This is a genomic window from Bacillus sp. LJBV19 (genome assembly GCF_017797845.1).
GTDB classification, from domain to species: Bacteria; Bacillota; Bacilli; order Bacillales; family Bacillaceae; genus Bacillus; species Bacillus velezensis.
Window position 1 is genome coordinate 3,482,126 of sequence record NZ_CP072563.1, and the last position, 17,549, is coordinate 3,499,674.

A 17,549-nucleotide genomic window follows, 5' to 3' on the forward strand; every position below is an offset into this window, starting at 1 on the left:
AGGACCATTATGAAGAAAGCCATCATCACGATCGCGGCATTATCACTGTTTTTGCTGTCCGCCTGTTCACTTGAACCGCCCCAATGGGCAAAACCGTCAAACACAAAACATAAAAAAGAATTCACTATCGGGCTCTCCGTCTCCACATTGAACAATCCGTTCTTCGTTTCATTAAAAGAAGGCGTTGTAAAGGAAGCCAAAAAACGGGGCATGAAGGTCATTATTGTCGATGCCCAAAATGATTCATCTAAACAGTCAAATGACGTAGAAGATTTGATCCAGCAGGGAGTCGATGCGCTGCTGATCAATCCGACCGATTCATCAGCGATTTCAACAGCCGTCGAATCGGCAAATTCCCTCGGCATTCCCGTCATTGCGCTTGATCGTTCAGCCGAACACGGCAAAGTCGAAACGCTTGTCGCCTCTGACAATGTCAAAGGAGGAGAAATGGCGGCTGACTACCTCGCCGATCAGCTCGGAAAAGGCGCCAAAGTGGCTGAATTGCAAGGGGTGCCGGGCGCATCCGCGACACGGGAACGCGGAACGGGCTTTCATCATATTGCCGACAAAAAGCTGGATGTCGTAACAAAGCAAGCGGCGGATTTTGACCGTACAAAAGGATTGACCGTTATGGAAAACCTTCTGCAGGGACATCCGGATATCAAAGCCGTGTTCGCCCATAATGATGAAATGGCACTCGGGGCGCTCGAAGCGATTAACAGCTCGGGCAAACACATTCTGGTCGTCGGTTTCGACGGAAATAAAGATGCGATTTCTTCCATTAAAAACGGAAAGCTGACAGCCACGGTCGCCCAGCAGCCGGAGCTGATCGGAAAACTGGCGGCCGAAGCGGCGGAGCAGGTGCTCAAAGGAGAAAAAGTCAAAAAAACCATTTCCGCTCCATTGAAACTTCAAACACAAAAATAACCGGCCGATGTTTAGACTTCCGGTAAAACGTGAAAGGATGAAGTAAAAGGAGAGATACAGATGAAGAAAACAGCCAAAGCGGCATCCATTCTGACCCTTGCAGCGGGAATAACAGCGGCTTCAGCTGCCGGAATAACGCCTCTTCCGGAGACACACGCGCAAGAAGCGGTCAAAATTGACGATCTGTACAGCTACCCGCTTGACTCTTATCTCGTTTCCGCGGAAGCATTGAACGTCAGAACAAAAGCATCAGCAGCCAGTCCGAGAGCTGATACCCTTCATTTAGGCGACAGCTTAAAGATCGTTTCATTCCAGAACGCTGACTGGGCAAAAGTACATTATAAAAACGGAAAAACAGGATTTGTATCTACTCATTATATTGTTAAAGAAGCAACAACCGTAAAAACGACGGCAAAAACAAAAGTATATACAGACAAACAAGCGGTCAAAGCTTCCCTTGCAAAAAACACGAGCGTTTCTTTCCTCGGATGGAAAAAGACATCCGGCGGCGGCATTGATTTCGGCTGGGCGCTTGTCGATTACGGGGGCGCAACGGGATATATCAGCACAAAAGATCTGCAAAAACTGACATAATATCAAAACGGATTTCGCAAATTCAGCGCGAAATCCGTTTTTTCTTTCTTGAGCAGTCAGAAACGTCTAAGGTTCGAAATATTTCTCAGGAAATATTGTCGGATGAAGATGAATGCATACGACTCTAAAACGGCTTCTTTATGTAATCCGCCAGGCGTTTGGCATTGTCACGGATAGCCGCAGCATCGGCGCTGCTTACCCCGTACATCGCGAAAGCCGGCAAATAGGTCATACCCGTAAAATTAGCCATTGCCTGAAACGGCCTTAAGAGCTCGCTCAGTGAAAAATGGTTAGACCCGCCTGCCTGATATGCATCCTCTCCGGCACCTACGGAAACAGCCAGCAGCAATTCTTTGCCGTGCAGCGCCTTTCCTTTGGAGCCGTAAGCCCATCCATACGCCAGCACATGATCCATCCATGTTTTTAAAAGCGGAGGCGCACTGTACCAGTACAGCGGGAATTGAAATACGATCCGGTCATACTGTTCACACAGCTGCCGTTCCTTTTCCGCATCTATTTTCCCGTCCGGATATTCTTTATAAAGCTCACGGACCGTGATTTCATCATGATTTTTTAATTCTTCTGTCCACGCCTTATTGACCGCTGAGTTGTTCATGTCAGGATGAACCGCTAATACCAATACTTTCACAGCTACCACACCTTTCCCTTTTGACTGTATTTTACCTAATCTTTGCCGGTTCAGCCAAATAAAAAGAAAGCCCCCGAGAAAAATGGGGCTTTCTTTTTTAATTTATTCCGGGCTTCCTTCGGTTGTTTCGATATCCTTCGCAAAATTCGGATTATCTAAATTTGCGTTGAAAAAGTCCGCCGTATTCGGAAGCTTGAGGTTCATATTCATTTTTTGAGAAATGGTCACTTTACAATCTTTAATGACATAGTCAAACACGTGTCCGCCGGAATTGCGTCCTTCATCAATGAAGTGCAGGTGATATCCGGAAACAGCGATGCCGTTTGCGTAACCCGGCGTCCAGAAGCCGGCGATTGTACCCTGGATGTCGTCAAAGTTGAACACAGGCTGTGTTTTCACCGCTTCGATCATCGGAACGTACGGTTTCTCCTGGCGTTCTACCGTTCTTGTCTGCACCTTTTTAAATACGCCGTCTAAACGGATCGCATAAAATAAGTTTTTACTAGGCAGAAGGCTGGCGATTTCCTGCTCGAATTCTTCACGGGTCATTTCGCCGTCGATCGTATGCGTCATATCCGGCGTGAAAAATGTGAATGAGCAGAATGGTGACAGGTCTCCGCCTTTAACAGGCGTAGCCGTACCGTCGCCGCGCAGACGGTAAAATTCTCCGTCAAATCCGATTAATTCGCCGTCCAATTTGTTGAACGTCCCGATTCCGAAATCACCGAACTTCGGAATGTCAGCCATATCAAAATCTCCGTCATATACTCCGTCCAGCAGAGATGTCATTGTGGATACTTGATAGATCTGATCCTCAGGTGAGCCTTTTTCTCCGCGGCTCATCATATGGATGTCGCTTGCGTTTTTCATATTCCCTTCACTCCTTTTAAATTGGGCTGTTTTAGAAAACAGGTCATGGTGCGCAGAGTGCTAGAGAGCTTTTGCTTTCATTTTTTCTTTGAATTGCTTCGGAAGCATGTCGCTTGATAAATGAACATTGTCACTGTAATCGACAGGAATGTCAATGATGACAGGGCCGTCTGTGTTCAAGCCTTTTTGCAGCACGTCTGCCAGCTGTTCCGGTGACTCAACGCGCAAGCCGGTGGCGCCGAAGCTTTCTGCATATTTTACGATGTCAATGTTTCCGAAATCTACGCATGATGTACGGTTATATTTTTTCATTTGCTGGAATGCGACCATATCATATGTGCTGTCATTCCATACAAGGTGAACGATCGGCGCTTTTAAGCGGACTGCCGTTTCCAATTCCATTGCAGAGAACAGGAATCCTCCGTCTCCTGAAACGGATACGACTTTTTCACCCGGATTCACCAATGTGGCGGCAATCGCCCAAGGAAGCGCTACGCCCAATGTCTGCATGCCGTTGCTGATCAACAGTTTCAGCGGCTCATAAGCGCGGAAGTAGCGGGACATCCAGATCGCGTGAGAACCGATATCGCAAGTGACGGTTACGTCGTCATCAATTGCATTGCGCAGTTCTTGGACGATTTGCAGAGGATGCACTCTGTCGGATTTATGGTCGCTTGGCGCCTTCTCGCTGTCTGTGAGCATCTGTTTTAATTCGCTCAGCACTTCTTGTTCACGGCTGCCCATATCAAATGTCACAGCGTCGTGTTCAATTTGTTTAACCGTAGCGGCGATATCGCCTAATAATTCTAATTCCGGCTGATAGGCATGATCGATATCGGCCTGGATTTCGTCAAGATGGATAATAGCACGGTCGCCGTTTACGTTCCAGAACTTCGGATCGTATTCAATCGGATCATAACCGATCGTTAATACGACATCCGCCTGTTCAAGCAGAAGATCGCCCGGCTGGTTGCGGAACAGTCCGATCCGGCCGAAATATTGGTCTTCCAGCTCTCTGGACAATGTGCCGGCCCCTTGGTACGTTTCTACGAAAGGCAGTTTTGTTTTGGCAAGCAGTTTGCGGATTTGTTTTACCGCTTCCGGTCTTCCGCCTTTCATGCCGACTAACAGAACGGGAAGTTTCGCCGTCTGGATTTTCGCAATAGCCGCGCTGACCGCTTCTTCCGGTGCAGGGCCTTGTTTGGGCGCCGGCACGCTGCGTACGTTTTTCACATTTGTGATTTCATTCACAACATCCTGCGGAAAGCTCACAAAAGCCGCGCCTGCCTGACCTGCTGACGCTGCCCTGAAGGCGTTTGTTACCGCTTCTGGTATATTCCCTGTTTCCTGTACTTCTACACTGTATTTTGTAATCGGCTGAAATAGCGCCGCATTGTCCAATGATTGGTGTGTCCGTTTTAACCGGTCTGCGCGAATTACGTTACCCGCCAGCGCCACTACCGGATCACCTTCTGTATTAGCCGTTAACAAGCCGGTCGCCAAGTTGGATGCCCCCGGGCCTGAAGTAACGAGACAAACGCCTGGTTTTCCAGTCAGTCTTCCGACAGCCGCAGCCATAAATGCAGCGTTCTGTTCGTGACGGCATAAAACCAGTTCAGGTCCTTTATCTTTTAACGCATCAAATACTGCATCAATTTTTGCACCCGGAATGCCAAAAACATGTGTGACACCTTGCTCCACTAAGCAATCAACAACAAGCTCCGCCCCCCGATTTTTTTCAGAGGTTTTTAGTTCATTTGTTGCTTTTGCCAACACCCTCACTCCTTATTATGCATATTAAATATAAAATTTTAAGTAATTTGTGATATTATTCACTATACACTCTTTGGAAATTGACCTCCAATATCAATTCGCCGTATGATTAATATGTTTCACGAATAATTAACAAAGAGAAAGGAATGGATAAGGATGGAGCTTCGCCATCTTCAATACTTTATTGCCGTTGCCGAAGAACTTCATTTCGGCAAAGCTGCGCTTCGGTTAAATATGACACAGCCGCCTCTCAGCCAGCAGATCAAACAGCTTGAGAAGGAAGTCGGCGTGACCTTATTAAAGCGCACGAAACGGGTTGTAGAGCTTTCAGCTGCCGGAGAAAGTTTTTTAAAACACAGCAGAAACGCGATCGAAGAAATAGACAAAGCGATTGAAATGGCGCAGAGAACGGCGCGGGGAGAGCTCGGCCGCCTTGTCGTCGGTTTTGTCGGCTCGGCCACATATGAATTTCTGCCGCCGATCATTCGGGAATTCCGCGAAAAATTCCCCTCCGTCAAGCTTGATCTGCGTGAAATTTCTTCTTTCAGACAGCAGGAAGAACTTCTGAAGGGGAACATTGATATCGGCATCCTTCATCCGCCTTTACAGCATTCCGCGTTACATATGGAAAAGGTGCAGAGCAGTCCGTGCATTCTGGCTTTGCCGAAGCAGCACCCGCTTACCGCTAAACAGACAATCGACATTCAGGATTTAAAAAATGAACCGATTATCACACTGTCGAAAGAAACATGGCCGACTTTATACCTAGAGTTTGTAAACTACTGCGAGCAGGCGGGCTTCAAACCGAAAATCGTTCAGGAAGCGACGGAGTATCAAATGGTGATCGGATTGGTTAGTGCCGGTATCGGCGTAACCTTCGTGCCTTCTTCTGCTAAAAAGCTGTTTAATCTCGAAGTCGCCTACCGCGGCATTAATCAGGTGCAGCTCACGGCCGAATGGGTCATTGCCTACCGCAAGGATAATCAAAACCCGATTCTGAAACATTTTCTGGATATTATGAATAAGCGCCAGGCTTTATTGCAGGCGGATAAGGAAAATGCATAAAAAAGAGGGCCGCCGAAAGCAGCCTCTTTTTTTTGTGCTTTTATGGAATTTTACTAAATTGGTAGAAACGCTCAGTACACCTTACGACCTGTACCCGTATACATACAGTACAACTGATCAGGAGGGATAAAAATAACGGGGCGGCAATGACCCATCTAAAAGGAGGCAGAACACATTACACATATTACCGTCATTTTGACCCTGATTTCTTTCTTTGTGACCATTATTTTTATATTTTGGAGACCCGGGGGATTAAATGAAGCCGTTCCGGCGTCGCTGGGCGCCATTCTCGTTTTGTTATGCGGAACCGTTTCCTTTCATGATTTGGGGGATATAGGGTCAAAAGTCACCGGAGCATCAATCACCATTATCTCCACAATGATTATGGCGATCGCGCTGGAAAGCTTCGGTTTTTTTAACTGGGCGGCGGCCAAACTGCTTCACCGCGCCAAGGGATCGGGCATCCGGCTTTTTTGGCTGACCAACCTGCTCTGTTTTTCAATGACGCTCTTTCTGAATAATGACGGCAGCGTCTTAATCACCACTCCTATTTTACTATTGGTCTTACAATATCTCGGACTTAAAAGACATCAGAAAACACCGTATTTAATAAGCGGCGTATTAATTGCGACGGCGGCAAGCACCCCGATCGGCGTCAGTAATATCGTCAATTTAATTTCTCTCAAAATGATAGGCATGGACCTTTATTTGTACACCAATATGATGTTTATCCCCGGCACGCTGGGACTGGTGTTTATGGCATTGCTGCTGTTTGCCGTTTTTTACCGCCGTTTGCCGAAACAGCTCCCCGATATTCCGGTTCATTTTGATTCGCTGGAACACAAACGATATCACCCGCTTCAGCCTCCGCCAGACCCGACCCAAAACAGCCGTACGAACATCATGTTTTGTGTTTTGGCATTTGTATTGTTCGTCCGGATCAGTCTGTTTGCAGCTTCTTACAACGGCATATCCGTTTCGCTCGTGGCTGTCATCAGTTCAGTCATCCTGCTTGGCTGGAGATGGTTTTATTTAAAAATCGGACCGGCAGACTTATTAAGGAAAGCGCCTTGGCATATCTTTATTTTTGCCTTCACGATGTACATTATCATCTACGGACTGCATAATATCGGACTGACGGCGCTGCTTGTTCAGTCTATTGAACCTTATGTCTCACAAAGCATTGCCCACGCTGCATCTATTATGGGCATTGCTACATCCGTCCTCTCTAATTTGTTCAATAACCATCCCGCCTTAATGATCAGCACTTTGACATTAACTGAAATGTCCATCGACCCATTAACCGTAAAAATCATTTATCTGGCTAATATTATCGGCAGTGATATCGGATCATTGCTTCTGCCGATCGGGACATTAGCCACGCTGATCTGGATGCATATCATCAGACAGCACGGCGAAAAAGTTTCTTGGTCAGAATATATCAAAACGACCATTATCGTTGTCCCTCTCACCGTCGTGTTTACCATTACCGTTTTATATGTTTGGATCAGTTGGATTTACCTTTAGCTCCCATAAAAAAACTGCCTGCTGTATAAGAGAGGCAGTTTTATCATTTATGGCAGGTGCATGGTCTTTAAATGATTCAATTTCCAAAAAACAGTATCGCCGTCTGCATTGGTCAATTCAAGAATATTATCTGAGACATCCTGCAACAGCCCCACTTTATTCGGTATATCTCCTAAATCCAGAATAATCAGCTTCCCGATATATCTTTTTAATTGCTCCTCAAAATTCCGGACAAGGGGCACATTAGCGGGAACAACCGGCAGCTCTGAACTGTTTAATGTATACGGCGTCTGCTCATCGGAATAGGGTGTCAGCCATTTCAAATGATGCATCGAGATGAAAAGAGTCTTATAAACCGGAGAGAAGAAAACAAAATAATCATTTAAAACACTTGTCACATACCCATGAATAGAACGGTCTCCCGTAACAAATATTTCTGTGAATCTGCCTTTTATATGCTGGAGGGTATTCCGGTAAGAAAATGAATGTTCCTGTTTTTCGGGATGCGGACTTTTTTTTCTTGCGTACGGTTCTTTATTCTCTTCGTCCGGGAGCGTCAATGTCATCCGCTGAAGATGCAGCAGCGGAATATAAAGAAACGTCCGGCCGTCATGAATCACAATGATATCCTGACCGATATCCAAAAGAGTTCCTGAAAATGTCGTATTCCCCGATATCTCAATATCGACTTGTTTATCCAGAAATCTGCTTAATCCAGCCATTTCATTCCCCCCTCTCCCGCGTTTACGGACAATCTTTCCAATCATTTACGGCCGCGTTTCCACCGGTAATCTATTGTCCTTAATACAGTGGCGTAGCTATAAGAGACCTCTTTTTCCCGTTTTGAGGATCGAACGGATCTTGATGATCTTTTCGACTTTTTAGAGGAAGTACGCTTCTCTTCGCGTGATTCTTCTTCATGCTGCTTTTCTTCTTCGGTGCTCTCTTTCTCACCTTTATTCTCGTCGTCTTTATTCTCCTCTTTTTTAGCTGCTCCTTTTGCCCCTTCGCTGATGCTCTTGATATGAAAAGGATAGATCCGCAGCACTTCTTTATCTTTCACAAGAGTGTAGTGGCCGTCGGAATTATCCACAAGTATACCTTCAACGGCTTCAGGACCTCCGCGGTTGATGGATACCCATTTGTGGATCAGGCGTTTAAATATGCCGTGAAAATCATCAGCCATTTCAAATTCCGGGCGCTCCTCCTCTTGGCCGTCCTCTTCTTGTTCCGCGCTGATGCTTTTGACATGGTCGGCGTTAAAATATACAATTCCGTCATCTTCCGTTTCCAGCACGAGAAAATCATCCCCTGTTTCGTGAAGCTTTCCTCTTTTCGATTCCGGACCTCCCTGATTCAATTGCACCGTGCGATTGGTCATCCGGCTGATCAGGTCTTGAAAATCATCAGCTTTTTCACATTCTGCCGCTTCGGCCGGCGATACGGTTTCACTCGTATTTTCCGTCACACTTTTCACGTGTTTCCATTGATAATAAACGATTTTATTATCAACCTGAAGAGCGATATAATCCGATTGAATGTCTGCTAATCTCCCTGTCTTGGACTCCGGGCCTCCCCGGTAGACAGTAATTACTTTTCCTTCCATCGCATGCAAAAAGTTGTCATCAGACCGCTGCCGCTTCGTATTGCGTTTCATCTATTGTCCTCCTAGTCATTTTTCTCATAATGTAAAAAGCATAATGCATATATACGTATCACGATTATTTTCGGGAACTGATTCACCAGCCTATTTGTAAAAAATCTTTCTTCATTTCCAAATCAGATATTCCACCGCTCTAACTCACTGCTGATGAAGGCGGACCGCTCCTTAATGTACTCGCAAATCACTTCAGGCTCCCGGTCAAAGCAATCAATCTCCTCTTTCTTATATGGGTCCTTCGCGACATGCGGCCTGATCTGCTCATACAGTGACATGACCTTCGGCTTCATATATTCAATGGTAAACCGGGTCTGAAGCGTCTCTTCCAAAAGCCGTTTGTACGCTTTGCGGAAATACGGTTCATCCAGAAGCCTTGCAGTCAAGGTATTAAACCCTTGTATTCTGACATAATCGGCCTCCATCCGATCACCGTGAATGTCTCTTCCCCATGTCGCATCGTAATCCCACGGAATGACTTCAAAAAGTCCCGTTTCATGATTCCGGTACAAAGCGTAATTATGAACAAATCCATCGTAGTTTGAGGTAAACACGATGCCCGCAAGCCACCGCAAATACTTATCGGCGTCCAAGTGTTTGACGATCTCCCCCTTGAACTCTGACTTCGGCACGGTATTAATTTTATAGATCATATCCTGCAAGTATAAATCGTCTTCTTTCGTTCCCGTTTTCTTTTCATAACCAAGTTCGAGCGATGTTTTCGTATCCCGCTCCAGATCACTGACGAGGGAGAAATTGGCGTCGTCATCAACCGCGTAAAAAACAGCGCCGTCCGCCAAATTCCGTTTCGCCAGAAAATATTCATCCACTGACTCCAGCTCAAGATACACCCCCTCATGTCTGCCATTGATTTGCAAGGTTACGAAATTCGCCTTTGGTGACAGCGTCCCAAGCTCCGCGAAGAAATCAAGAGACAGCTTATTCCGCATCATCGACGGATCTTTGTATTCAGCGTTTAAATGTATCTCTTTCGCCCTGCGAAATGTTTTCGGCGAATAAAAAGCGATATGATACGACTTTTTCTTGAAATCTCTTATATGCGAGCCGCGGTACGCCAGATCAATGTCAAGCCGTTTTTGATTCACTCTCAGCACCGCGGGCACCGGATCATCATCCCAAATGTCTTTTTTCAGCTCCATTAAGTCTTTCGGGTGAATAAACAGCTGGTATAGAGGCAATGTTGATTGGTCTTTCATCAGTAACCCTCCCTGTATTAATTTAGGCTGTGCTTTTTATATAAAACTCAGCGAATCACACATACACTTTTTTCATCCATGCGTACTATGTGGTAGTAAGGATCGCATCCTTAAAACATATATCATGAGGAGGTTTCAAAATGGGCCACTATTCCCATTCTGATATCGAAGAAGCAGTAAAGTCCGCAAGCACCGAGGGATTGGAAGATTATTTGTACCAAGAACCAAAAAGCAGTAAGAAGAGAAAATCTCGCAGCCATAAAAAATCTCGTTCTCACAAAAAATCTCGCAGTCATAAAAAGTCCCGTTCTCACAAAAAATCTCGCAGTCATAAAAAATCGTGCCGCTCTCACAAAAGATCTCGCAGCCATAAAAAATCCCGTTCTCACAAAAAATCTCGCAGCCATAAAAAGTCCCGTTCTCACAAAAAATCTCGCAGCCGTAAAAAATCATGCCGTTCTCACAAAAAATCTCGCAGCCATAAAAAATCCCGCTCTCACAAAAAATCCCGCAGCCGTAAAAAATCATGCCGGTCTCACAAAAAATCTCGCAGCCACAAAAAATCATGCCGCCGCAAGAAAAAACGCACGCAGAAAAAACCTTATCGTCCTCATAAAAAAGACCCTTGCAAAAAAGACGATTACTGCAGCAAAACAGAGTACTGGAAAGACGGGAACATCTGGGTTGTAAAGAAAAACTACAAGTAACACCATTCGTAAATAGGCTGCCGGCTAAACGGAAGCCTTTTTCCTCAATCAGATATATGCCACGTGATAAGATATGCAGCCGGTTTTCTTTTGTTGTGTTTCCGAATTTTCTTTCTGTATAATCAGGTCATACGATAAAGAAAGGCGGCCGAAATCATGCATATCTTACGAGCAGACGAACTGAACGCAAAAGACACTTACAAATTGCTTTCGGGCACAGTCGTTCCCCGGCCGATCGCATTTGTCACTACGCGGTCATCCATCAACGGCGCCGTAAACGCGGCGCCCTTCAGTTTCTATAACGTTGTCTCCGCAGAACCGCCGCTTCTGGCCATCTCAGTCAGCCGCGCGGACGGTCGGCAGAAAGACACCGCGAGAAACGCAATCGCTCATCGGGAATTCGTGGTGCACGTCAGTGATGAGTCCATTATTGAAGACATTAACAAAACGGCGGCAAGGCTTGATCCTGATGTCAGTGAGCTTGGCATGACAGACCTTTCTGTGACAGACAGCGCTTGCATCAGCGTTCCCGGTATAAAAGAAGCAAAAGTCAGGTTTGAATGTATACTCGAACGCCATCTTCCGTTCCAAAATGACAGCGGAGAAACGACGACAGACCTCATCATCGGCAGAGTCGTTTGTTTTCATTTGAATGACCAAGTATATGACGCCGATAAAGGCTACATACGGACAGATGAGCTGAAGCCTGCGGCAAGGCTCGCGGGGAATGAATACGCCAGACTCGGGAAGACATATACGCTTGTCCGCCCGACCTGAAGCAGAACCATTATAATAGAAGAAACTAGTCAAAAAGACCCCTTTCGAAAGGGGTCTTTTTGAGTCTTTTACCATGTAACTCAGCCTAATGTCTTGTAGAATGCCGAAACTTACAAGGTCCTCACCCGTATGAAACGAGTGGCACATTTTTAGGAGGCAGACGATGGATTTCACTCAGTTACTGATTTTTTCAGCCGTATTTATTTTGCTCAGCCTTATGTTTCAAGTATTTGCCGTCAAAGTTCTCAATTTGCCAAAGCCTGTTAAAAAGCAGAAGCCGATAAACGGCACACATCGATTAATCGAAATCACACTGCTTATTACGGGCATCGCAGCGGTGAATTTTTTCAATGAAATGTACGTATTTGCGGGAGTTGTTTTCATGCTATTTTGCTGCAGCGGCTTAATGGAATGGCGGCACCGGCGGGAGGAAAAGCAATATGTGTACGATTCGTTTTACGCAGGTCTTTCTGCCGCGCTTGGCGTGCTTATTTTTTTCATCAGTTAGCGCAGCTCTATACTCCTGCGGCCGCTCCGTCGCCGCGCGGGTCGGCCCCGCCTTGGAGAAAGCCTTCTTCATCAATGACGATCGCTGCCGCATGGCCCATAAGCCCGTCAAAATCACCAACGGTCTCGACGCGGTGGCCGCTCTGCCTTAGGGCTTCTCTCGTTTCAGGGCTGATTCTGCTTTCAACCCTCAGCCCTTCATACTCCTCTCCCCATGTCCGTCCCCAGACCCAGCGCGGCTCATTGATCGCCTGCTGGGGGTCCATTTTGTAATCAATGATGCGCGTAATCATCGCTGTCTGAGTTTGCGGCTGGCCTTCTCCTCCCTGGGTTCCGTACAGGATGTGCGGCCTTCCTTCTTTACAGGCCATCGCCGGCATGAGGGTGTGGAACGTCCGCTTGCCGGGTTCAAGTGTATTGACATGGGATTCGTCCAGCGAAAAAAATGACCCGCGGTTTTGCAGCAGAATGCCCGTCTCCCCCGCTGTAACGGCAGATCCGAACTCAAAATAGAGGCTCTGAATAAAGGAAACGGCATTTCCTTCCGCATCGGCGACGGCGGCATAAGCAGTGTCGCTTCCGACCGGCCGGCTTACCGCCGGCGCAGCCACGTTACCGATTTCTTCCGCAAGCTGCTTTGCATACCGTTTATCAAGCAGCCGATCCAGCGGAATATGAGAAAATGCCGGATCAGTCAGCACTTCATTCCGGTGCTGAAAACTCTTCTTCAGCGCCTCGATCAGCAGATGATAATAGTCAAAGGAACCATGTTCGATCTGAGAAAAATCATAGTTTTCCAATATATTGAGCGTCATTAAGCCTGTAAAGCCCTGTGAATTCGGCGGAGCCTGATAGATTTTGCACCCGCGGTAATCGGAGGATACCGGGTTCGTCCACTCACCGCGGTGGGCTTTAAAGTCATCAAGTGTCAGACGGCCGCCGTTGTTTTGCAGAAAGGATGTGATGCGTTGAGCGAGGTCTCCTTCATAAAAAGCGCTTCTGCCTTTCTCGGCAAGCTGCTCCAAGCTGGCCGCCAGATCCTTCTGGACAAACCGTTCACCGGGCATGGGCGCTTTTTTGTTTCTCGTAAAAATGGCCGAGGTGTAAGGCATCGAGGCTAAAAGAGCGAGATTGCGTTCTGTGTGGGCGCACTGGTCGGCGGACACCGGAAATCCGTTTGCCGCATAATCAAGAGCTGGCTTCAGCACCTCAGCGAGCGAAAGACGGCCGTACGCCGAAAGCACGGCATCCCAGCTGTCCGCCATTCCCGGAACGGTAATGGCGCTTTCTGTCCCGCGCAGAGGGATCGCTTTTCTGCCCCGATACAAGTCTCTCGTCACACGCTTCCCTGAACGGCCGCTCCCGTTATAAGCTTTGATTCGTCCCGTTTCTTTATGGTAAGTGAGCCAAAATGAATCCCCGCCAAGACCCGTCATATGCGGATACACGACTGCCAGACAGGCGCTGACCGCCACTGCCGCGTCAAACGCGTTTCCGCCCTTTTCCAGAATGCCGGCCCCCGCCTGAGAAGCGAGATAATGCGGACTGACGACCATTTGTTTCGTTCCGATGGTTGAAGTATTCATGGCAAGCCCCTTTACAAATTTTCTCAAGTATAAAAAGCGGCTTCGCGGCCATCCACATTCCTGAAAGAAAATCTCACACACTATTTACTTTTCGATAAGAAATAATTCTAAGTTATTACGCATCGAAAACAATAAAAAATTTTCCCCTTCATACCGTAATGTTTCATGATACAATAATGTCTACCAAATGAAGGAAGGTGAAGCAGGTTGGAACATGAATACAGCATTCCGAATCTTGTCCTTGATGAAACGGATAAACAGATTCTTTCGATTTTGCACGAGGAAGGGAGGATTTCCTATACAGACGTAGGAAAGCGGGTTAACCTGTCGCGAGTGGCGGTTCAGCACCGCATTCAGCATTTACTGGATGCCGGTGTGATTGAAAAATTCACCGCTGTCATCAACCCGGCGAAAATCGGCCGTCATGTGTCCGTGTTTTTTAATGTGGAGGTGGAGCCGCAGTATTTGGAGGAAACCGCATTAAAGCTTGAAAAGGAGCCGGCCGTGACAAGCCTTTATCACATGACCGGACCGAGCAAGCTGCATATGCACGGCATTTTCGCAAATGATCAGGAGATGGAAGAGTTTTTGACAAAACGGCTCTATACGCAAAAAGGCGTCGTCAGCGTCGACTGCCAAATGCTGATTAAACGGTATAAAAGCAGAACGGGCATGAAGCTGTAAGGAGGACATAGCCATGAAACATCCCTATTGGGACATTACGGCGGCGATGGTCCGAACGGGCATTCTCGGATTCGGAGGCGGCCCGTCGGTGATCCCGCTCATCCGCCATGAAGCCGTCAATAAATACAAATGGATAGATGATGATGAATTCGGAGAAATATTAGCGATCGCTAATGCGCTTCCCGGACCGATTGCCACAAAAATGGCTGCGTATCTGGGCTTTAAGCTGAAAGGCACGTTAGGCGCAATCGCGGCAACCCTCGCACATATTCTGCCTACATGTCTTGCGATGGCAGGCTTGTTTGCGGCTGTCAATGTCTTAAGCCACTCAGCGGTTGTTGCCGGCATGATTGGCGCCGTAACACCGGTGATCGCCGTCATGCTCGGCATCATGGCGTACGAGTTTGGCCAAAAAGCGCTTAAAGGATTCGGCTGGGTCACGGGCATCCTGTTTTTTATCATCGCTTTTATCGGCCTGCAAACGTTACAGATCAATCCCGGCTTTGTCATTATCATTTTCTTGGCGTACGGCGCGTTTCATTTTAAATTAAAGGACAAAATCACAAATAAACGTTCAAAAGATAAAGGAATGTCGGCCTCATGATCATGATTTATATATTTATGGCGTTTTTTGTCGCAAACGTACTCGGATATGGAGGCGGACCGGCGTCGATCCCGCTGATGTTTGAAGAAGTCGTCAACAGATACAGCTGGCTCTCAAACGATCAATTTTCAAATATGCTCGCACTTGCGAACGCATTGCCGGGCCCGATCGCAACCAAAATCGCGGCGTATGTCGGTTACAGCGCAGGCGGGTGGCCCGGGTTCCTGATTGCGCTGATCGCCACTGTCGTACCGTCGGCGCTCGCATTGATCGTCCTCTTGCGCATCATTCAGCGCTTCCGCCAATCCCCCGTCATCAAAGGTATGACGCTGTCCGTCCAGCCTGTCATCGCCGTCATGATGCTCATTCTTACCTGGCAAATCGGCGCAGACGGCATCAAAGCGATCGGCTGGGTTCAAGCGATAGTGATTGCGGGGATTTCCCTCCTTGCCTTGACAAAATTCAAGATGCATCCGGCCTTCCTGATTATCGCGGCGTTTTTGTATGGAGGTCTTGTGGTTCCTCATTTATAAAGAAAAGCACCTGGACAGGTGCTTTTTTATTTTGGCCCAGAAATACCATTTGATATGACAACTGTTTCTTCGCCTGCATCACTCTTGATGATTTGCTTGACTTGCAGCGTTGCGCCTGCCATTCTCACAAATTGCTGAACCTGAGGCGAATTGGTTTCAGCCTGTATCCAAACAGAAGTCGGCGCTTTCCAAGCTAAAAAGAGTGCGAGAATCAACATACCAGAGATAACCAGCAGCAGCTTCATAGAGCATCACTTCTTTTCAATAAGCTGCTCGCCGCGCTCAGCGCCTGATGATCATGAAGAATATCACCGGGACGATTGCCTTCTCCCAGCACATAGCCTTTAAAGGACATCCCCATAAAATGAAAAATATGTTCAAATTGCTGAATCAGCGGCAGCCCTTTTAGTTTAGGATTGTCTCCTCCCACTGCTGTTACATATACCTGCTTCGCTGACATTTGCTGTTTAAAATCAGGAAATCTCGGATCTCTCAGCGTCTGTGACCAGCGATCAATAAACAGCTTTAATGTCCCTGACATGCCAAACCAATAAATTGGGGTGGCGAATACAAGAATATCGCACGGCAATATCCGCTCAATGATAGAATCGCAGTCATCTTGAACAGGACGAAAGCCGCCTTGGGCGTGACGCAGATCTTCAATTGGCTGGAGCCGATATTTCCGCAAATGAATGTGCTCCGCATCGAATCCTTGAACAGCCTTCTCCGCAAGAATATCCGTATTTCCGCCAGACCTCGTTCCGCCATGAATAACCGCAATTTTCATGATGCATCTGCTCCTTTGTTTACGAATGATTTTCTTCATCATATAATGGATTCATCAATCAATACAGATGATTATTTCGATTATTCCAATCGGTAAAACCGATTTAGAAAGGGCGAGAACATATGGAATTGAAGCAGCTGATCACCTTTATTACCGCAGCAGAACATGTAAACTTCACCCTAACCGCCAAGATGCTTAACTATGCACAATCAAGCGTTACCTCTCAGATCAAATCACTTGAAGAAGAAATCGGGACTCCTTTATTTGAACGGCTCGGCAAGCGGCTCATCCTGACAGAAGCCGGCAAAACGTTCAAATCCTATGCGGAGAAGATCATTGCGTTAACAGAAGAAGCAAAAATGGCCGCAAATAAGTAAGAGAAACAACCGGAACGTTGAAAATCGGCGCGACGGAAAGCCAGTGCACATACCGCCTTCCGCCTATCATAAAAGAATTCAAACAGGCTTTTCCTCAAGTAAAGCTCATATTCAAACCGTATGTGTCCAACGAACAAGCGAAAGAACAGCTCTTACAGGGCCAGCTTGATATCACTTTCATTTTGGATGTGAACCGGACGGAAGACGCACTGCACGTTGAATCTTTGATTCAGGATGAAATCAAAATGGTAGCCGCCAATGATCATCCTTTTCCAGCAGACTCACCAGCAACATTGAAAGATCTTCAAAACGAAACCCTTCTGCTGACAGAGGACGGCTGTTCATACCGCACGCTCTTTGAGAACACTTTACATGACGCCGGAGTCTACCCTAACAAATTAGAATTCGTCAGCATAGAAGCCATCAAACAATGCGTGATGGCCGGACTTGGAATTGGACTATTGCCTGAAATGACAGTAAAAGACGATATTGCCGAAGGACGGATGAAAGAACTCAGCTGGCAGAATGAATGCCCTGTTTTTACTCAATTAGCATGGCATAAGGACAAGTGGATGTCTGCGCCATTAAAGGCTTTTATCGATTTGACGCGAAAAACATTCAAATAAAAACCTATCTGCAAGGACGACAAAGTTTTTAATAAAGCAGACACCAGGCATACAAAAAAACACTTGGTGGCTTAGAGCCCCA

At 46.8% G+C, this 17,549-nt stretch carries 19 protein-coding genes and 1 pseudogene; 11 read left to right on the forward strand and 9 right to left on the reverse strand.

Features of this window, described 5'->3' with window-relative positions:
* The first annotated feature begins 9 nt into the window (after nt 1-9).
* Nucleotides 10-927, forward strand: coding sequence for a ribose ABC transporter substrate-binding protein RbsB (gene rbsB, locus J6600_RS16935; RefSeq protein WP_007407524.1), 918 nt, complete (start codon nt 10-12; stop codon nt 925-927).
* Nucleotides 928-987: 60 nt separating this feature from the next.
* Complete coding sequence (locus J6600_RS16940) at nt 988-1,521, forward strand: SH3 domain-containing protein (RefSeq protein ID WP_021494846.1); 534 nt, start codon at nt 988-990, stop codon at nt 1,519-1,521.
* Between the two features lie 124 nt (nt 1,522-1,645).
* Here J6600_RS16940 and J6600_RS16945 read toward each other — a convergent pair whose 3' ends face one another.
* From J6600_RS16945 to alsS, 3 genes are all read right to left on the reverse strand, one after another.
* Nucleotides 1,646-2,170, reverse strand: coding sequence for an NAD(P)H-dependent oxidoreductase (locus J6600_RS16945; protein ID WP_020956445.1), 525 nt, complete (start codon nt 2,168-2,170; stop codon nt 1,646-1,648).
* 102 nt (nt 2,171-2,272) lie between these two features.
* Complete coding sequence (budA, locus tag J6600_RS16950; RefSeq protein WP_003151318.1) at nt 2,273-3,040, reverse strand: acetolactate decarboxylase; 768 nt, start codon at nt 3,038-3,040, stop codon at nt 2,273-2,275.
* A gap of 60 nt (nt 3,041-3,100) precedes the next feature.
* Nucleotides 3,101-4,813, reverse strand: coding sequence for an acetolactate synthase AlsS (alsS, locus tag J6600_RS16955; RefSeq protein ID WP_209387663.1), 1,713 nt, complete (start codon nt 4,811-4,813; stop codon nt 3,101-3,103).
* Between the two features lie 156 nt (nt 4,814-4,969).
* Between alsS and alsR the strand changes: the two genes are divergently transcribed.
* Nucleotides 4,970-5,878, forward strand: coding sequence for an acetoin biosynthesis transcriptional regulator AlsR (gene alsR / locus J6600_RS16960; RefSeq protein ID WP_007407528.1), 909 nt, complete (start codon nt 4,970-4,972; stop codon nt 5,876-5,878).
* Nucleotides 5,879-6,073: 195 nt separating this feature from the next.
* Nucleotides 6,074-7,405, forward strand: a complete 1,332-nt coding sequence (locus J6600_RS16965) for an arsenic transporter (RefSeq protein WP_021494843.1) — start codon at nt 6,074-6,076, stop codon at nt 7,403-7,405.
* 47 nt (nt 7,406-7,452) lie between these two features.
* Here the strand turns inward: J6600_RS16965 and J6600_RS16970 are convergent, their stop codons facing one another.
* From J6600_RS16970 to J6600_RS16980, 3 genes are all read right to left on the reverse strand, one after another.
* Nucleotides 7,453-8,127, reverse strand: a complete 675-nt coding sequence (locus J6600_RS16970) for a hypothetical protein (RefSeq protein WP_007407530.1) — start codon at nt 8,125-8,127, stop codon at nt 7,453-7,455.
* A gap of 41 nt (nt 8,128-8,168) precedes the next feature.
* The gene (locus J6600_RS16975; RefSeq protein WP_209387664.1) at nt 8,169-9,062 is read right to left on the reverse strand and encodes a spore coat protein; all 894 of its coding nucleotides are present in this window, start codon (nt 9,060-9,062) and stop codon (nt 8,169-8,171) included.
* 122 nt (nt 9,063-9,184) lie between these two features.
* The gene (locus J6600_RS16980) at nt 9,185-10,279 is read right to left on the reverse strand and encodes a CotH kinase family protein (protein WP_014419050.1); all 1,095 of its coding nucleotides are present in this window, start codon (nt 10,277-10,279) and stop codon (nt 9,185-9,187) included.
* Nucleotides 10,280-10,419: 140 nt separating this feature from the next.
* Between J6600_RS16980 and J6600_RS16985 the strand changes: the two genes are divergently transcribed.
* The 3 genes from J6600_RS16985 to J6600_RS16995 all read left to right on the forward strand — a co-directional run bounded on the left by J6600_RS16985 (nt 10,420) and on the right by J6600_RS16995 (nt 12,271).
* Complete coding sequence (locus tag J6600_RS16985) at nt 10,420-10,986, forward strand: CotG/ExsB N-terminal domain-containing protein (protein WP_029972849.1); 567 nt, start codon at nt 10,420-10,422, stop codon at nt 10,984-10,986.
* A 156-nt stretch (nt 10,987-11,142) separates the two neighbouring features.
* Complete coding sequence (locus J6600_RS16990; RefSeq protein ID WP_014419051.1) at nt 11,143-11,763, forward strand: flavin reductase family protein; 621 nt, start codon at nt 11,143-11,145, stop codon at nt 11,761-11,763.
* 163 nt (nt 11,764-11,926) lie between these two features.
* A complete protein-coding gene (locus tag J6600_RS16995; protein ID WP_014419052.1) occupies nt 11,927-12,271 on the forward strand; it encodes a DUF4181 domain-containing protein in 345 nt (114 codons plus the stop codon).
* Between the two features lie 7 nt (nt 12,272-12,278).
* Here J6600_RS16995 and ggt read toward each other — a convergent pair whose 3' ends face one another.
* Nucleotides 12,279-13,856 (reverse strand): gamma-glutamyltransferase, encoded by a 1,578-nt coding sequence (gene ggt, locus J6600_RS17000; protein ID WP_209387665.1) that lies wholly within the window; start codon nt 13,854-13,856, stop codon nt 12,279-12,281.
* 207 nt (nt 13,857-14,063) lie between these two features.
* Between ggt and chrS the strand changes: the two genes are divergently transcribed.
* From chrS to chrA, 3 genes are read left to right on the forward strand one after another with little or no spacing between them, the layout of a single operon-like run.
* A complete protein-coding gene (gene chrS / locus J6600_RS17005; RefSeq protein ID WP_007407537.1) occupies nt 14,064-14,540 on the forward strand; it encodes a chromate efflux transcriptional regulator ChrS in 477 nt (158 codons plus the stop codon).
* A gap of 13 nt (nt 14,541-14,553) precedes the next feature.
* Nucleotides 14,554-15,144 (forward strand): chromate efflux transporter subunit ChrB, encoded by a 591-nt coding sequence (gene chrB, locus J6600_RS17010; RefSeq protein ID WP_021494838.1) that lies wholly within the window; start codon nt 14,554-14,556, stop codon nt 15,142-15,144.
* Nucleotides 15,141-15,677 (forward strand): chromate resistance efflux protein ChrA, encoded by a 537-nt coding sequence (gene chrA, locus J6600_RS17015; RefSeq protein WP_021494837.1) that lies wholly within the window; start codon nt 15,141-15,143, stop codon nt 15,675-15,677. Before chrB ends, chrA begins: the two co-directional genes overlap by 4 nt.
* A gap of 26 nt (nt 15,678-15,703) precedes the next feature.
* Here chrA and J6600_RS17020 read toward each other — a convergent pair whose 3' ends face one another.
* Together J6600_RS17020 and J6600_RS17025 are read right to left on the reverse strand one after the other, a co-directional pair.
* Nucleotides 15,704-15,922, reverse strand: coding sequence for a hypothetical protein (locus J6600_RS17020; RefSeq protein ID WP_017418770.1), 219 nt, complete (start codon nt 15,920-15,922; stop codon nt 15,704-15,706).
* A complete protein-coding gene (locus J6600_RS17025) occupies nt 15,919-16,464 on the reverse strand; it encodes a flavodoxin family protein (RefSeq protein WP_072177772.1) in 546 nt (181 codons plus the stop codon). The genes J6600_RS17020 and J6600_RS17025 overlap by 4 nt, the downstream gene beginning before the upstream one ends.
* A gap of 122 nt (nt 16,465-16,586) precedes the next feature.
* Between J6600_RS17025 and J6600_RS17030 the strand changes: the two are divergent.
* Nucleotides 16,587-17,467, forward strand: a pseudogene (locus J6600_RS17030) (LysR family transcriptional regulator).
* Nucleotides 17,468-17,549 lie beyond the last annotated feature (82 nt).

What these genes read in the sequence shown, in the direction of transcription:
- J6600_RS17025 (WP_072177772.1), bottom strand. Translation starts at nt 16,464, where the DNA reads ATGAAAATTGCGGTTATTCATGGCGGAACGAGGTCTGGCGGAAATACG.
- J6600_RS16985 (WP_029972849.1), top strand. Translation starts at nt 10,420, where the DNA reads ATGGGCCACTATTCCCATTCTGATATCGAAGAAGCAGTAAAGTCCGCA.
- J6600_RS16940 (WP_021494846.1), top strand. Translation starts at nt 988, where the DNA reads ATGAAGAAAACAGCCAAAGCGGCATCCATTCTGACCCTTGCAGCGGGA.
- alsR (WP_007407528.1), top strand. Translation starts at nt 4,970, where the DNA reads ATGGAGCTTCGCCATCTTCAATACTTTATTGCCGTTGCCGAAGAACTT.
- J6600_RS16970 (WP_007407530.1), bottom strand. Translation starts at nt 8,127, where the DNA reads ATGGCTGGATTAAGCAGATTTCTGGATAAACAAGTCGATATTGAGATA.
- chrA (WP_021494837.1), top strand. Translation starts at nt 15,141, where the DNA reads ATGATCATGATTTATATATTTATGGCGTTTTTTGTCGCAAACGTACTC.
- rbsB (WP_007407524.1), top strand. Translation starts at nt 10, where the DNA reads ATGAAGAAAGCCATCATCACGATCGCGGCATTATCACTGTTTTTGCTG.
- J6600_RS16995 (WP_014419052.1), top strand. Translation starts at nt 11,927, where the DNA reads ATGGATTTCACTCAGTTACTGATTTTTTCAGCCGTATTTATTTTGCTC.
- ggt (WP_209387665.1), bottom strand. Translation starts at nt 13,856, where the DNA reads ATGAATACTTCAACCATCGGAACGAAACAAATGGTCGTCAGTCCGCAT.
- J6600_RS16990 (WP_014419051.1), top strand. Translation starts at nt 11,143, where the DNA reads ATGCATATCTTACGAGCAGACGAACTGAACGCAAAAGACACTTACAAA.
- budA (WP_003151318.1), bottom strand. Translation starts at nt 3,040, where the DNA reads ATGAAAAACGCAAGCGACATCCATATGATGAGCCGCGGAGAAAAAGGC.
- J6600_RS16980 (WP_014419050.1), bottom strand. Translation starts at nt 10,279, where the DNA reads ATGAAAGACCAATCAACATTGCCTCTATACCAGCTGTTTATTCACCCG.
- J6600_RS16975 (WP_209387664.1), bottom strand. Translation starts at nt 9,062, where the DNA reads ATGAAACGCAATACGAAGCGGCAGCGGTCTGATGACAACTTTTTGCAT.
- J6600_RS17020 (WP_017418770.1), bottom strand. Translation starts at nt 15,922, where the DNA reads ATGAAGCTGCTGCTGGTTATCTCTGGTATGTTGATTCTCGCACTCTTT.
- chrB (WP_021494838.1), top strand. Translation starts at nt 14,554, where the DNA reads ATGAAACATCCCTATTGGGACATTACGGCGGCGATGGTCCGAACGGGC.